13 protein-coding genes and 1 pseudogene are annotated in these 13,705 nt (G+C 68.4%); 13 read left to right on the top strand and 1 reads right to left on the bottom strand.

Translation table 11 applies throughout. The features are described 5' to 3' along the window. The first annotated feature begins 148 nt into the window (after positions 1–148). The 11 genes from QE438_RS15130 to QE438_RS15180 all read left to right on the top strand — a co-directional run bounded on the left by QE438_RS15130 (position 149) and on the right by QE438_RS15180 (position 10,090). Positions 149–2,296 carry a TonB-dependent receptor gene (locus QE438_RS15130; RefSeq protein ID WP_307184098.1) on the top strand — a complete coding sequence of 716 codons (2,148 nt, stop codon included), beginning with the start codon at positions 149–151 and terminating at the stop codon, positions 2,294–2,296. 2 nt (positions 2,297–2,298) lie between these two features. Next, positions 2,299–4,389 carry a S9 family peptidase gene (locus QE438_RS15135; RefSeq protein ID WP_306994517.1) on the top strand — a complete coding sequence of 697 codons (2,091 nt, stop codon included), beginning with the start codon at positions 2,299–2,301 and terminating at the stop codon, positions 4,387–4,389. A 73-nt stretch (positions 4,390–4,462) separates the two neighbouring features. Then, a complete protein-coding gene (locus QE438_RS15140) occupies positions 4,463–5,704 on the top strand; it encodes a dipeptidase (RefSeq protein ID WP_306994515.1) in 1,242 nt (413 codons plus the stop codon). Positions 5,705–5,754: 50 nt separating this feature from the next. Continuing rightward, on the top strand, positions 5,755–6,162 hold the full coding sequence (locus QE438_RS15145) for an MAPEG family protein (RefSeq protein WP_306994513.1): 408 nt from the start codon (positions 5,755–5,757) through the stop codon (positions 6,160–6,162). A gap of 16 nt (positions 6,163–6,178) precedes the next feature. Then, complete coding sequence (locus QE438_RS15150; RefSeq protein ID WP_307184097.1) at positions 6,179–6,430, top strand: hypothetical protein; 252 nt, start codon at positions 6,179–6,181, stop codon at positions 6,428–6,430. A gap of 23 nt (positions 6,431–6,453) precedes the next feature. Further along, a complete protein-coding gene (locus tag QE438_RS15155; RefSeq protein WP_306994509.1) occupies positions 6,454–7,287 on the top strand; it encodes a trypsin-like serine protease in 834 nt (277 codons plus the stop codon). A 240-nt stretch (positions 7,288–7,527) separates the two neighbouring features. Continuing rightward, positions 7,528–7,875 (top strand): hypothetical protein, encoded by a 348-nt coding sequence (locus QE438_RS15160; RefSeq protein WP_306994507.1) that lies wholly within the window; start codon positions 7,528–7,530, stop codon positions 7,873–7,875. Positions 7,876–8,016: 141 nt separating this feature from the next. Further along, complete coding sequence (locus QE438_RS15165; RefSeq protein WP_306994505.1) at positions 8,017–8,544, top strand: AAA family ATPase; 528 nt, start codon at positions 8,017–8,019, stop codon at positions 8,542–8,544. A 149-nt stretch (positions 8,545–8,693) separates the two neighbouring features. Further along, positions 8,694–9,305, top strand: coding sequence for a nucleoside deaminase (locus QE438_RS15170; RefSeq protein WP_306994503.1), 612 nt, complete (start codon positions 8,694–8,696; stop codon positions 9,303–9,305). Between the two features lie 69 nt (positions 9,306–9,374). Next, on the top strand, positions 9,375–9,800 hold the full coding sequence (locus QE438_RS15175) for a VOC family protein (protein ID WP_130520493.1): 426 nt from the start codon (positions 9,375–9,377) through the stop codon (positions 9,798–9,800). Positions 9,801–9,880: 80 nt separating this feature from the next. Then, positions 9,881–10,090, top strand: coding sequence for a hypothetical protein (locus QE438_RS15180; RefSeq protein ID WP_131660505.1), 210 nt, complete (start codon positions 9,881–9,883; stop codon positions 10,088–10,090). A gap of 10 nt (positions 10,091–10,100) precedes the next feature. Here QE438_RS15180 and QE438_RS15185 read toward each other — a convergent pair whose 3' ends face one another. After that, a complete protein-coding gene (locus QE438_RS15185) occupies positions 10,101–10,589 on the bottom strand; it encodes an Lrp/AsnC family transcriptional regulator (RefSeq protein WP_130520497.1) in 489 nt (162 codons plus the stop codon). Between the two features lie 317 nt (positions 10,590–10,906). On the opposite strand from QE438_RS15185, the gene QE438_RS15190 reads away from it, so the two are divergent. Continuing rightward, entirely contained in the window at positions 10,907–13,156 is a 2,250-nt protein-coding gene (locus tag QE438_RS15190; RefSeq protein ID WP_306994496.1) for a TonB-dependent receptor, read from the top strand. A gap of 318 nt (positions 13,157–13,474) precedes the next feature. Then, a pseudogene (locus tag QE438_RS15195) lies at positions 13,475–13,684 on the top strand (amino acid permease); the annotation flags it as partial. Positions 13,685–13,705 lie beyond the last annotated feature (21 nt).

Consider the following 13,705-nt stretch of genomic DNA (forward strand, 5'->3'; position numbering starts at 1 on the left):
ACCGATCCGCCGATTGCCGCGGCCTTCAGGGCCGGACCTCGACTGCCACCTGTTTCAACACCCGCCTCCCGCGCCGCTGCCGCTTGTCTCCTGATGGGGGACGAGGTGGCGGCCTGTCCCTCCACGCCTGCCTGTCCCGGAGACCTCCATGTCCGCCGCCCGTCGTTCCCTGTCCTCGCGCCTCCCCGCCCTCGTCTGCAGCCCGCTGGCTGTCGCGCTGCTGCTTGCCCTGTCGGCGTCGCCGGCGGCCGCCCAATCCACCACCGACGGCAAGGACGTCAAGGAACTCGACAAGCTGCAGGTCAAGGGCAAGCGCGAAAGCGAAGGCAACGGCGCGCTGGGCGACAAGGCCGCGGTGGACACACCGTTCTCGGTCAACAGCGTCGATGCGCAGCAGCTGGAGAAGTACCAGCCGGTCTCGCTGCTGGACGTGTTCGCGCGCGACGCCAGCGTCTCGCGCAGCGCTGGCAGCGACTACAACGGCTGGTCCTCGCGCCTGGTCGTGCGTGGCCTGCCGCTGAGCTTCGAGGACAGCATGAAGGTCAACGGCATGCCGACCGCGCTGTTCGGCGTGAACCTGCCGCTGGAGATGATGGACCAGGTGCAGATCCTCAAGGGCGCCAGCGGCTTCATGTACGGCTTCGGCCAGCCCGGCGGCATCGTCAACTACGTCACCAAGAAGCCGGCGGGCGATGTGGCCAGCGTGGACCTGTTCTACCGGACCGACGCGGTGTTCGGCGCGCATGTGGACTACGGCGGACAGTCCGGCGACGACGGCCGCTTCGGCTACCGTCTGAACGCCACGCACGAGGCCGGCAGCTTCTATTCCGGCGGCGAGATCCATCGCGACGCCGCCGCCGTCGCGCTGCAGTACAAGATCGCCCCGGATCTGGTGCTGTCGGTCGATGCGCTCTACCAGGATCGCCGCATCGACGAGCCGACGCCTTACTTCTATCCCTGGGCCTACGCCCTGAAGTACCTGCCCAAGGGCGTGACCGGCCGCACCAACTATTCCTCGCCGGCGACGCTGAACTACAACACCTTCTCGATGCTCACCTCCAGTCTGCGCTGGGACTTCGCGCCCAACTGGAGCGCCACGCTCAGCGCCGGCGAACTGCGCGACCACTACCGGCTCAAGCAGGAGTACTTCGAACTGGACGGCCCCGATGGGCGCTATGACGACTGGGTGTTCGACGGCAAGGACGCCTGGGATTTCCGCTTCATCCAGGGGCTGGTGCAGGGCAGCCTGGACACCGGTCCCCTGCGCCACGATCTGGTCGTGGGCGCATCCTGGCAACTGATGAAGCTGGACCTGGGCGACGGCAACATCGGCTCGTGGGCGGTGATCGGCAGCGCGCGCCTGGCTGACCGGGTGCGGCTGGCCTGGACCGCCGCGGCGGCCACGCACAACATGTTCCTGTACTCGCAGACCGAGCAGTTCGCGGCCTTCGGCAGCGACACGATCCACTTCAGCGATCGCTGGTCGGCGCTGCTGGGCGCGCGCTTCAACAGCTACCGCCAGGTGGCCTACACCTGGGACACCACCGATGTGAGCGTGCGCTACCGCAAGCCGGTGTGGACGCCGACGGTGGCGCTGATGTTCAAGCCCACCCCCGACTCGACCCTGTACCTGAGCTACGTGGAGTCGCTGGAACAGGGCACGACCGTGGGCAGCTGGTATGCCAACGCGGGCCAGCAGCTCGGGCCGATCCAGAGCGACCAGTACGAGCTGGGCTACAAGATCGAGACCGGCGCGTTGACCACGGGCGCGGCGCTGTTCCGGATCAACCGCGGCGCCGAGTACGCCAACGCCGCCAACGTCTACGTGCAGGACGGCAACCTGCGCTACGACGGCCTGGAGCTGGAAGCGCGCTACCACTTCACCCCGCAGTTCGAGGTCGGCACCTCGGCGATCTGGATGGATGCGACCTACGACAAGACCGGCACGCCGTGGCTGGTCGGCCGCCAGCTCGCCGGCACGCCGCGCTTCAGCGCCACTGCGGATGCCAGCTATGCCTTCGACGCGGTGCCGGGCCTGGCCGCCTACGCCAGCATGAAGTGGTACGGACAGACCGCCGTCTACAACAACGTCGCCTCGCAGGCCACGGTCTACGCCAAGGGCTATGCGGTGACCGACCTGGGCGGCAGCTACGCCACGCGCTGGGGCGGCCACCCGACGACGCTCCGCCTGGGCGTGGACAACGTGTTCGACCGCAACTACTGGCAGGGCGGTTTCAACGAGTTCGCGATCGGCGCGCCGCGCACCGTCGCGCTCAACCTCAAGCTGGACTTCTGAGCATGTCCACCGCGATGGCGTGGCGGGCCGCGGCCTGCCTGGCGCTGTGGGCCGCGGTGCCGGTGGCCGCTGCCCAGTCCGCGCGGCCGATCATGCCGGCCGACGTGGTGGCGCTGAAGGAGGTCGACGACCCCCAGATCGCCCCGGACGGCAAGGCGGTGGCCTATGTGGTGGCCACCCCGGGGCCGGCGCGCAAGCCGCCCAAGGACCGCGTGCGGGTGGTCGGGATCGACGGCGCGCCGTCGTGGCAGGTGGACGCGCCGGAGGCGGCCAGCGAGAACCACCCGCGTTGGTCGCCGGACGGGCGCCGGCTGGCCTTCCTGTCCGATCGCAAGCCGCCGGGCGCGGCGCCGGCGCCAGTGGCGGCGCCGTCCGCCGACAAGGCCGAGGGCGAGGACGACGCGCCGAAGCAGCAGCTCTGGGTCGTCGATGCGCCGGGTGCGGCGGCGCAGCGGCTCAGCGATGCGCCCGGCGGGCTTTCCGACTTCGCCTGGTCGCCCGACGGCCAGTCCATCGCCTGGCTGGCGCGCCAGGCGCCGTCGGCGCAGCAGAAGGCGCGCACCAAGGCCGGCGACGACGCGATCGAGGTGGACCATCCGCGCGAATTCAACCAGGCCTGGGTCAAGCGCCTGCCCGACGGCGCGCCGGTGGCGGTCAGCCCGCCGCAGCAGGAGGTCTCGGCACTGTCGTGGGCGCCCGATGGCCGGCGCCTGGCGCTGCGGGTGGCCGACCGGCCGGGCTTGAACGAGCACTGGAACCGCGCGCGGCTGGTGATCGTCGATGCCGGCGATGGCCGCCTGCTCAAGACCCTGCCCGGCACCGTCGGCGGCGAGGCGGCGCAGTGGTCGCCCGACGGCACGCGCCTGCTCTACCGCGAGCAATCGGCCTCGAAGATGGCCTATCGGCTGGTGGTGCGCACGCTGGCCGACGACCGCGTCTGCGAGGTCGCGCCCGGCTGGCCGGGCACGCCGTGGGGCGGACGCTGGCGCGATGCGCACACCGTGGTGGTGCAGGGCCTGCAGGGCATGGACGCGCAGTTTCTCCAGGCCGGCGCCTGCGATGGCCGTTGGAAGCCGCTGGCGCAGGTGCAGGCGCCCTGGCAGGCCTTCAGCGTGGCCCAAGACGGCACCGTGGCGTTCCTCGGCCAGGGCACCCATCAGCCGTCCGAAGTCTGGCTGCTGCGCGGCCGGCGCGCCCGCGCGCTGACCGACACCAATCCGCAGGTGGCCGGCTGGTCGCTGGGCCGCCTGCAGACCCTGACCTGGCACAACACGCATGACGGCCGCACGGTCCATGGCGAGGTCGTGCTGCCCCCGGGCTGGACCCCGGCCGACGGCCCGCTGCCGACGCTGGTGCAGATCCACGGTGGCCCGGCCTGGGCCTGGTGGTCGGGCTGGCTGGGCTCCTGGCACGACTGGGCGCAGATGCTGGCCTCGCACGGCTACGCGGTGCTGCTGCCCAACCCGCGCGGTTCGGAAGGGCAGGGGGCGGCGTTCACCGAGGCGATCCGCAGCGACTGGGGCGGCGGCGACTTCCAGGACGTGCTCGATGGTGTGGACCTGGCGGTCGCGCAGGGCATCGCCGACCCGCAGCGCCTGGCGATCGGCGGCTGGAGCTACGGCGGCTACCTGGCGGCGTGGGCGGTCGGCCACAGCGACCGCTTCCGCACCGCGATCGTCGGCGCCGGCGTGACCGACCTGTACACCATGGCCCTGACCACCGATGTGCTGGACTTCCTGCCCGGCTACTTCGACGGCAACCCGCTCGATCGCCGCGCGCTGCTGGATGCACGCTCGCCGCTGCGCGCGGCCAACGACGTCCACGTGCCGGTGCTGGTGCTGCACGGCCAGGCCGACGAGCGCGTGCCGACCTTCCAGGGCGAGGCGTTCTACCGTGCGCTGCGCTTCAACGGCACCCCTGCCGAGCTGACGCTGTACCCGCGCACCACGCATTGGCCGCAGGAGCAAGCGCTGCGCCGCGACATCCTGCAGCGCGTGCTGGACTGGATGCAGACGCAGCTGCCCACCGCAGCCGGTGCGGCATCGGTACCTGCCTCGGAATCGGCGCCGACACCGGCGCACGCCAAGCCGTGATCCCCACGTCGCGCTGGTTCGTCCAGCGCGACGCTGCTAGCGTTGGCCGCTTCCGCCGCAACGCACCTCCGCCATGGCCCGCTCATCGCTGCTGTCCGCCTGCCTGCTCGCCCTGCTGCCGCTGTCGGCCGCACACGCCATCGAGTTCAGCCCGCAGGAGCTGGCGCGCGCGAAGGCGCTGCAGAGCAGGCTGCTGACGCTCGATTCGCACCTGGACACGCCGGCCAACTTCCCGCGGGCGGACTTCGACCTCCTGGCCGCGCATCCGGGCAACGCGCTGTCGCAGGTGGACCTGCCGCGCATGCAGGCCGGCGCGCTGGATGGCGGCTTCTGGGCCATCTACACCGACCAGGGCGATCGCAGCGCCAGGGCGCATCTGGAGGATCGCGACGCCGGCCTCAAGCGCCTGTCGCAGATCCGCGAGATGCTGGCCGCGCACCCGCAGCAGTTCGCCGAAGCGACCACCCCGGCCGACGCGGCGCGCATCAAGGCGCAGGGCAAGCGCGTGGTCTACATCAGCATGGAGAACGCCAGCCCGCTGGCGGCCGACCCCACGCTGCTGTCGTTCTATTACGGGCAGGGCCTGCGCCTGATGAGCACGGTGCACTTCATCAACAACGAGTTCGCCGACTCGGCCACCGACCCCAAGGGGCCCGAGTGGCATGGCCTGAGCCCGGCGGGCCGGCAGCTGGTGCAGGCCGCGCAGAGGCTCGGCATCGTCATCGACCAGTCGCATGCCTCGGACGAGGTGTTCGACCAGCTGATCGCGCGCTCGCCGGTGCCGATTCTGCTCTCGCACAGCGGCGCGCGCGCCGTGCACGACCATCCGCGCAACATCGACGACGCGCGCCTGAAGGTGCTGGCCGCGCACGGTGGCGTGATCCAGATGAACTCCTACCAGGGCTATCTGATCGACACCGGCGCCACGCCCGAGCGCAAGGCCGCCGAGCAGGCGCTGCAGGACAAGTACGGCGGCGAGGCCGGCATGAAGACGGCTGACGGCGTGCGCCTGGCCGCCGACCTGAAGGCGCTGGATGCCAAGTACCCAGTCAGGCACGCCACGCTGGACGACTTCTTCGCCCATCTGGAGCACGTGCTCAAGCTGATCGGCCCCGAACACGTGGGTATCGGCATGGACTGGGACGGCGGCGGCGGGCTGCCCGGCATGGAGGATGTCGCCGACCTGCCCAAGATCACCGCCTGGCTGCTGCGCAAGGGCTATAGCGAACAGCAGATCGCCGATATCTGGAGTGGTAACGTCCTGCGCGTGATGCAGCAGGCGCAGGATTGGGCGGCGGCACAGCCGAAGTCCTAGCGCAAACCGGCCGCGCCGCACGACCGCCCCAGGACAAGGACGCATCGCCGATGACATCCACGCTGATCCCGCCGATGGCTGCGCATGTCGCGCTGGCCGCCCTGCTCTACGTCGCCCTGACCGTGGCGCGCGCACCGGCCGTGTGGGGCATCGGCCGCGCGCGCGATGGCGGCAACCCCTTCGCGCAGCTGGAGCCGCGCATCGGCGCCAACCTCTCCAACCAGTTCGAATGGCCTCTGTTCTTCCATGTCGCCTGCGTGCTGCTGCTGATGCAGGGCACGACGGGGCCTTTGGTGGTCGGCCTGGCCTGGCTGTTCGTCGCCGGGCGCGTGCTGCACAGCCTCGTGCAGATCTTCATCCCCAACCTGCGCCTGCGCGGGCTCGTATTCACCGTGAACTTCCTGGCGGTGCTGGCGCTGTGGGCGGTTCTGGTGGCACCGGTCGTGCGGCTTCACTGAGTCCGCTGCCTTGGTCATGAGGGAGCGTGCGTATCGCTGGCGTTGGCTGCGCCGCGTCCTGTTCTGGACGCTGACCGCGACCGCCGCGTCGGTCGTCGCCTTGTTCCTGTGGACCGCCGCGCCGCTGGCCCTCACGCTTGCCCGCGGCGGGCGGGGCGAGCTGTGGTTTCTCGGAGACGGCGCCCTCGTGTTGGCCGCGGCACTCGCGTATCTGGTCGTCGCGGCGCTCGTTGTCGTCCGGGAAAAGGCCAGGGAAAGAAACAGATGAGACCACCAACAAGGACCTGCACCATGCTCCGCATTCTGCTGCTCGCACTGTTCGCCTTGCCCTTCGGCGCGGGCGCGATCGTCATACGAGACGATGTGGACGATGCGAAGTATCGCGTCGCGGCGTCGGAGTTCCCGGCCCTGGTCGACCTGCCTGGCGAAGGACATGGTGTCCTGATCGCGCCGCAATGGGTGGTGACCGCCGCCCATGCGGTCATGTGGCAGACCGAGATCAAGCAGGTGATCTTGAACGGGACGCCCAGGGAGGTCGAACGCCTCGTGGTCCATCCTGGTTACAGGAAACCGTCGCAGGCGCTGCTCGACCAGGCGCTAGCGACCTGGGACTGGACCCTGTTCCGCGTGGTGCTCTCCTCCTCCGATGACATCGCACTGATCAAGCTGGCGCGCCCCGTTACCGACGTCACGCCCGTCGCGCTCAACGTAGGCGAGGACGAGTTCGGCCAGACCATCAAGATCCTGGGCGCCGGCGCCACGGGCAACGGGATCAAGGGCTACGCATTCAGCAGCCCGCATCGCACCGAACTTCGTCGCGCCTACAACAAGGTCACCAGCGCCGACGGCCGCTGGCTCTGCTACATGTTCGATCCGCCATCGGCAGCGCTGCCGCTCGAGGGCGGCTCGGGAAGCGGCGACAGTGGCGGTCCGGTCCTGCTCCAGGCCGGGAACGACTGGCGACTGGCCGGACTGACCTCGTGGTCGGACCCGCAGAGCGGCATCAGGACGCCAGGGCGGTATGGCCAGATCACCTGCAACGTGCGCCTGAGCCATTACCAGGATTGGATCGAAAGTGTCACCGCCGGAGCGGTGCAGGCCGGTCCTCGCCCAGGCGCAGCTTGATCCGCACGCCGGTCGTCGGGCGGACCGACGCGCCTTGACGAGCGATGGCCGTCCTTGTCCTGCGATGCCTGCGCTTTGTTGCATAGGCCATATGCGGGCGCCGCAGGCATATTCGCGACGACATGCATTTTTTAAAGCCGACGAGGCGAGAAGAATCATGCTTGCAGGGCGGAAATGATCTTGACGGCTCCGTCTTCCCAGCCGAACAATCGCCGCGATGCTCCGGACGGAGTCCACGCGGTGTCGGCCCTCATGAAAGCCCGTCAAGTCTTCATCGCAGGCCTGCTGGCTTGCGCCGCGTTCTCAAGCGCGGCAAGTGGTGCCGATCTCACCCAGGACGACGCGGCCCTCATTCACCACATCAAGGCCACCAACGAGGTGTTCGTCAAAGTGCTCGGGCCTTGTACCGCGGAAACGCTGTCGCGCGGTGAGACGAGCAAGTTCAGTTACAGCGGCACCTGCGAGCTCAATCCGCTGCCCGACAACAGCGATTGCGGAAGCTATAAGGTCACGGCGACTGGTACCGTGGATACCAAGACCTGGGCCACCGTAAGAGATCTCCACCTTGCGCTGCAGTGTTCGGCGTAAGGGCTGGCGACGCATTCAACGCGAGACCGTTTCTCGAAACGGGTTGGGTATAAACGAGATGCTGGTCTTTAGGCAGCTTCACGCGCTGAAATCTAACGGGTCTGCCGAGGCGAATGGCTCCCTCGTGCTCGCTCCCGCGCCATGACGCTGGATGCGTTGGGGCCACGGATCTGCATCATGGGGCCTTCCAACAGCGGCAAGTCCACGCTGGCGGAGGCGATAGGCTGTGCGCGTAGCCTGAAGGTCGTTCACCTCGATCAGCTCCATCACCTTCCCGACACAGACTGGGTGCCCAGGCCCTTCGAGGAGTTCGCCGCACTCCACGATGCGGCGATCTCCGACTCGCGCTGGGTGGTAGACGGCAATTATTCCCGGTTGCTTCCGCAACGGTTGGAGTGGGCCACCGGGCTCATCCTGCTCGACGTTCCCACGACGACAAGCCTTTACCGCTATTTTCGCCGTTGCTGGTTCGAGCGCGATCGTCGCGGCGCCTTGGCGGGCGGGCAGGACAGCGTGAAGTGGGACATGATCCGTCACATCGTCGGCGCGACAAGAGTTAACCGCAGCCGCTACCGGAGCATGTTCGCCGGCATCGGCCTAGCGAAGGTGCTGATCGATTCGCCCAAGGCCCTGGATGATCTCTATCGTTCGAACAGCTTGAAACGTTGAGTCGGTGGCTCTGACCTCCGTACCGTGTCCCGGTAGGCAGGGGTAACTTAGGGCTGTTCCTTGTCCTGCTTTGATTCAAGCCGAGGCCGTCGCACGATGCGATCTAACTCCGCTGCGCGAGTCGCCTTATCTGAAAGAGTGGGACGCACGTGAAATCAAGCTGGTCGTCGCTGCCCTCCGCCTGGCAAGAGGCATTCGGCCTTGCCGTGGACTCGTACCTCAGGCGGGACGCTGCGCCGATTGGCGCGGTGGTCACGGATGGGGCTGGCGCGATCGTTTCCCGGGGTGGGAACGCGATCTCGAGCCACCGTTTGGCGCATGCCGAGATGGAGGCCTTCGCCGGTGTCCCGGCGACGCTGGATCCGCGCGCGGCCCGGCTCTTCGTGACGGTGGAGCCGTGTCCGATGTGCGCGGGGGCGCTGCGCATGATGCAGCTCGGCAACGTCCACTTCGCGGCGAGGGATCCGGCCGCTGGCGCCACCCGCCTGCTGCAGGACGACGGCTTCATGCGTGAGATCCCCTGCGCGGTGCATGCGCCGCGGATTCCCGCGCTCGAACAGGTTGTCGTTGCGCTGGTGACCGAGCATCGGATGCGGACGGGTCACACGCGCTGGCAGTCTGCGTGGGAGGCCTATCAGCCTGTGGCTCTCACCGTCGGCAGGCGCTTGGCCGCCGAGGGCGCTCACGCGCGGTGGCGGCGTGCGTCGCTCGGCCCTGAGGCGCTCTACGAATCCGTCGTTTCGTTCTGCGTCGGGGCCTGACGCGTCGCCAAGCCGACGCGCTATGGTCGCCTGCCCGGCCAATCCGTTCCCGGACCCCTGGAGCTACGTGTGACCAAGACCATCACCATCAGCCTGCCCGTCGCCGATCTGGAGGCGTCCAGGGCGTTCTACACGGCCGTCGGTTTCACGCCCAGTGCGAAGTTCGCCGATCCCACGGCGGCGCTGATGGAGTGGAGTGAGACCATCAGCGTGATGCTGCTGACCCATGCGCGCTGGGCGACGTTCACCACGCGGCCGATCCCGCCGAGCACCTCGAGCGAGGTGGCGTTGAACATCTCCTGCGCCTCGCGCCAGGAGGTGGATGCGATGGCTGAGGCGGCCGGACGTCATGGCGGCACGACCGACATCAATCCGGTCGAGGACCACGGCACCATGTACGGCCGCGATTTCTGCGACCCGGATGGCCACGTGTGGGGCGCGATGTGGATGGACGCGGGCGATGCGCAGGACGAAGACGCGCCTACCGCTGATTGATTGCCGGCGAGGTGTCGGCGAATCCTGTGGCAGGATGCCGCAGGGGCGATGCCCCATTACGCACAGGGACTCGCGACGCCATGGCCATCCTCTTTTTTGCGCTCTATTCGGTCTTCTGCTTCTGGGTCGTGTTCCTGGACGGCGCGGACACGCTGGAGGGATGGCGAGCTCTGGTGACGCTGGACTGGTTCGCCTGGACGCTCACGGCGAGGGAGCTGCGGTTCTACGTGGGCATCTCATGGCTCGCCTCGCTGGCAGGGCTGCTTTTCAGCCTGTTCGGCGGCACCTGATCGGTGTGAGTCAGCCGCGCGGTGCGTCGCGCGTCAGCGGGTAGCCGGAGAACGGCTTGACCTCGTCCATCAGGAAGTGGGAGACGATCTTCTCCACGCCGTAGTCGCCGCCCAGCAGGCCGCGCGCGATGTCCTTCCAGTGGTGCACGTCGTGCACGATCACGCGCAGCAGGTAGTCGTACGAGCCGGAGACGCGGCTGGCCTCGACCACCTCGGGCATGTCCAGGATGCGGCGGTCGAACTCGGTGAACTCGTCCAGGGCGTGCTGCTTGAAGGTGACCTGCGCCAGCACGATGGTCGCCGAGCGGATCCGGTCCACGGCCACGTGGGCGCGGTAGCTGCGGATCAGGCCGCGCTGCTCCAGCGCCCGCACCCGCGCCAGGCAGGCGCTGGGCGACAGCGCCACCCGGTCGGCCAGGGCCTGGTTGGTGATCCGTGCATCCTGCTGCAGGACGTCGAGGATCTTCAGGTCGGTGCGATCGGGCGCTTTGGCTGACATGGCGGGCTTCTTGGGGCGTTGGGGCCAAGCGCCGCGCTGCACGATGTGCGCAATTGGCGGGCCGGGACTGCAGATCCTGCGTTATTGCCGATGGTAACCCGCCGTTCCTGCGGCGTGTATGGAATAAATTCCCTTTCAGATCAATCGATTGAGGGCGTGAGGCGCCCCGTGGTTTCTGCTGGACGCGGTTTGGGATTTCACCTACTACTGATCCCGAGCAGGAGTTCGCTGCCAGGCGATGGGGAGGTCGCGCTGGCCATCAGGGGGACATCGGAGGTTCCGCCAACCCGCCAACCGTCCAAAGGGGACCGTCCGCCATGAAGTCGTTGCCGATCACCGCTCTCTCCCGCGCCGTGCGCGCCGCCTGTCTGCTCGGCATCGCCGCCTCCGGCGCCGCGCCGGCCTTCGCCCAGGACGGCGACAGCGCCGCCGCGCCGCAGACCAAGGACCTCAACACCGTCGTCGTCACCGCCGGCAAGCGCAACGAATCGGTGCGCGAGATCGCCGGCTCGGTCAGCGCCGTCACCGCCGCCGAACTGGACGCGCTGGGCGCGCAGAGCCTGTCCGACTACATCCAGCGCACGCCCGGCGTGGTGTTCAACAGCTATCAGCCGGGCGTGTCGCAGGTGGTGATGCGCGGCATCGCCACCAGCGCGGGCAATGTGCAGGGCCAGGCCACCACCGGCTTCTTCCTCAACGAGGTGCCGCTGACCGAGCCGGGCTGGACCATCGTGGTGCCCGACATCGACACCTTCGACCTCAACCGCGTCGAGGTGCTGCGCGGCCCGCAGGGCACGCTGTTCGGCTCGGCCTCGATGGGCGGCGCGATCAACTACATCGCCAACGTGGCCGACACGAGCGGCTTCGACGCGGCGGCCGAGGCCACCGTCAGCCAGACCAGGAACGCCGATGTCGGCTTCGGCGCCAAGGCGATGGTCAACGTGCCGGTCAAGCAGGACCTGCTGGCGTTCCGCGCCGTGGCCCAGTATCGCGACGACCCGGGCTACCTGGACAACATCGGCACCGGCAAGCAGGGCGCCAACACCACCACGCTGGCCGGCGGGCGCTTCTCCGCGGTGCTGACCCCGGCGCAGGGCACCACGCTGTCGTGGCTGAGCCTGCTGCAGAACACCGACTCGGACGACAACGCCTACCAGATCAAGGGCCTGGCCGACCTGACCCGCAAGACCGCGGTGCCCGAATACACCAACACCAAGGTCGCCGTGCACAGCCTGCGCCTGGACCAGGACCTGGACGGCATGACCCTGACCGCGCTGCTGGCCTACCAGAAGAAGAAGCAGGACTGGCGCTTCGACTACACCCCCATCCGCGGCGCCTACAACGCCGATCTGGATCTGGACCTGACCAGTCCGCTGTCGATCTATTCGGGCGGCGAGAGCACCGGCAAGAGCCTCGAGGTGCGCCTGGCCTCGGACAAGGGCAGCCGCTTCGAATGGCTGGTCGGCGGCATGTACTTCGACACCAGCAAGGACCTATACGAGACCATCGGCGCCGACGGCGCGGCCGCGGCCTTCGACCAATCCTCGCTGTACGGCCCGGGCGCCGGTGCGGTGATCGCGCCGGACGGACGCATCTTCAATGCGTACTACACCCACCTGTCGGGCTCGGAGGCGGCGCTGTTCGGCGAAGGGTCGTTCTCCTTCACCCAGGAGTGGAAGCTGACCCTCGGCGGCCGCCTGTTCCGCACCAAGGTCGATTCGCGCTCGACCCAGGTCGGCTTCTCCACCTATCCGGGCAATCCGATCGTCACCCCGTCGCAGACCAAGGAGGACGGCTTCAACCCCAAGGTCGCGCTGTCCTACACGCCCAACGAGACGGTCATGTTCTACGGCCTGGTCTCGGAGGGTTTCCGCTTCGGCACGCCCAACACCAGCGGGTTGAGCGCCTATCCGATTCCGTCCGGCTCCAAGTCCGACAGCCTGGTCAACTACGAGCTGGGCACGCGCACCAGCTGGGCCGGCGGCCGCTTCCTGCTCGACGCCACCGCCTTCTACGTGGACTGGAAGGACATCCAGCTGCGCCTGCAGACGCCGGACTTCTACAACTACGCGGCCAACGGCGGCAAGGCGTACAGCCGTGGCATCGAACTGTCCACGCAGTGGCGCCCGACCGATCAGTTCGAATGGGCCGGCAGCGTGACCTGGCAGCACGCGCGTCTGGACCAGGATCTGTTCATCCTCTACTACGGCACCGCGCCGGCCGGCTCGCAGCTGCCGGGCTCGGCCGACTGGTCGATCAACAACACGCTGCGCTACCACTTCGATGCGGCCTACGACCCGACCCTGTCGCTGTCGCACCAGTACCTGTCCAAGGGCATCAGCGATCTCAACTCGGCCGTGCCGGGCATGACGCCCAACGTGCAGGGCAACTACAACCTGTTCGATCTGCGCTACAGCATGACCTTCGGCAGCACCGAGGTCAGCCTGTGGAGCACCAACCTGACCGACAAGCGCGGCATCACCCGCGAGGTGGCCGAGGTCAACGGCATCGGCCAGGGCATCGTGCGGCCGCGCACCGTCGGCATGACGGTGCACTGGAAGTATTGAGCCGCCGGCGGGCCGATGCGGCGCCATGCTGCGGCGCTTCGGCCCGGATCGCATCGATGCGCCGCCTGAGCCTCCACGCCATGTCCGCCTCCTTCGCCCTCGATGCGCGCGATGGTGCACGCACGCCCCATGACCCCCAGGATCCCCGCCATGGCTGACGCCTCCCGCCCGCTGGACCGCTGGCGCCAAGCCCTGCACCGCAAGTCGATCGACGTGGTGGTGGCCGACACCGAACGCGCCGGCCTGCAGCGCAAGCTCGGCGCCGGCAGTCTGCTGATCCTCGGCATCGCCAACATCCTCGGCGCCGGCATCTATGTGATGACCGGCGAGGCCGCGGCCAGCTTCGCCGGGCCGGCGGTGCTGCTGTCCTTCGTGCTGGCCGCGCTGGCCTGCGGCTTCACCGGGCTGTGCTATGCCGAGCTGTCCTCGGTGATCCCGGTGTCCGGCTCGGCCTACAGCTATTGCTACGTGACCCTGGGCGAGGGCTGCGCCTGGGCGCTGGGCTGGATGGTGATCCTGGAATACGTGCTGTCGGCCTCGGCGGTGGCG

Origin of the sequence: Pseudoxanthomonas sp. SORGH_AS_0997 (genome assembly GCF_031453535.1) — a bacterium.
Classification (GTDB): domain Bacteria; phylum Pseudomonadota; class Gammaproteobacteria; order Xanthomonadales; family Xanthomonadaceae; genus Pseudoxanthomonas_A; species Pseudoxanthomonas_A winnipegensis.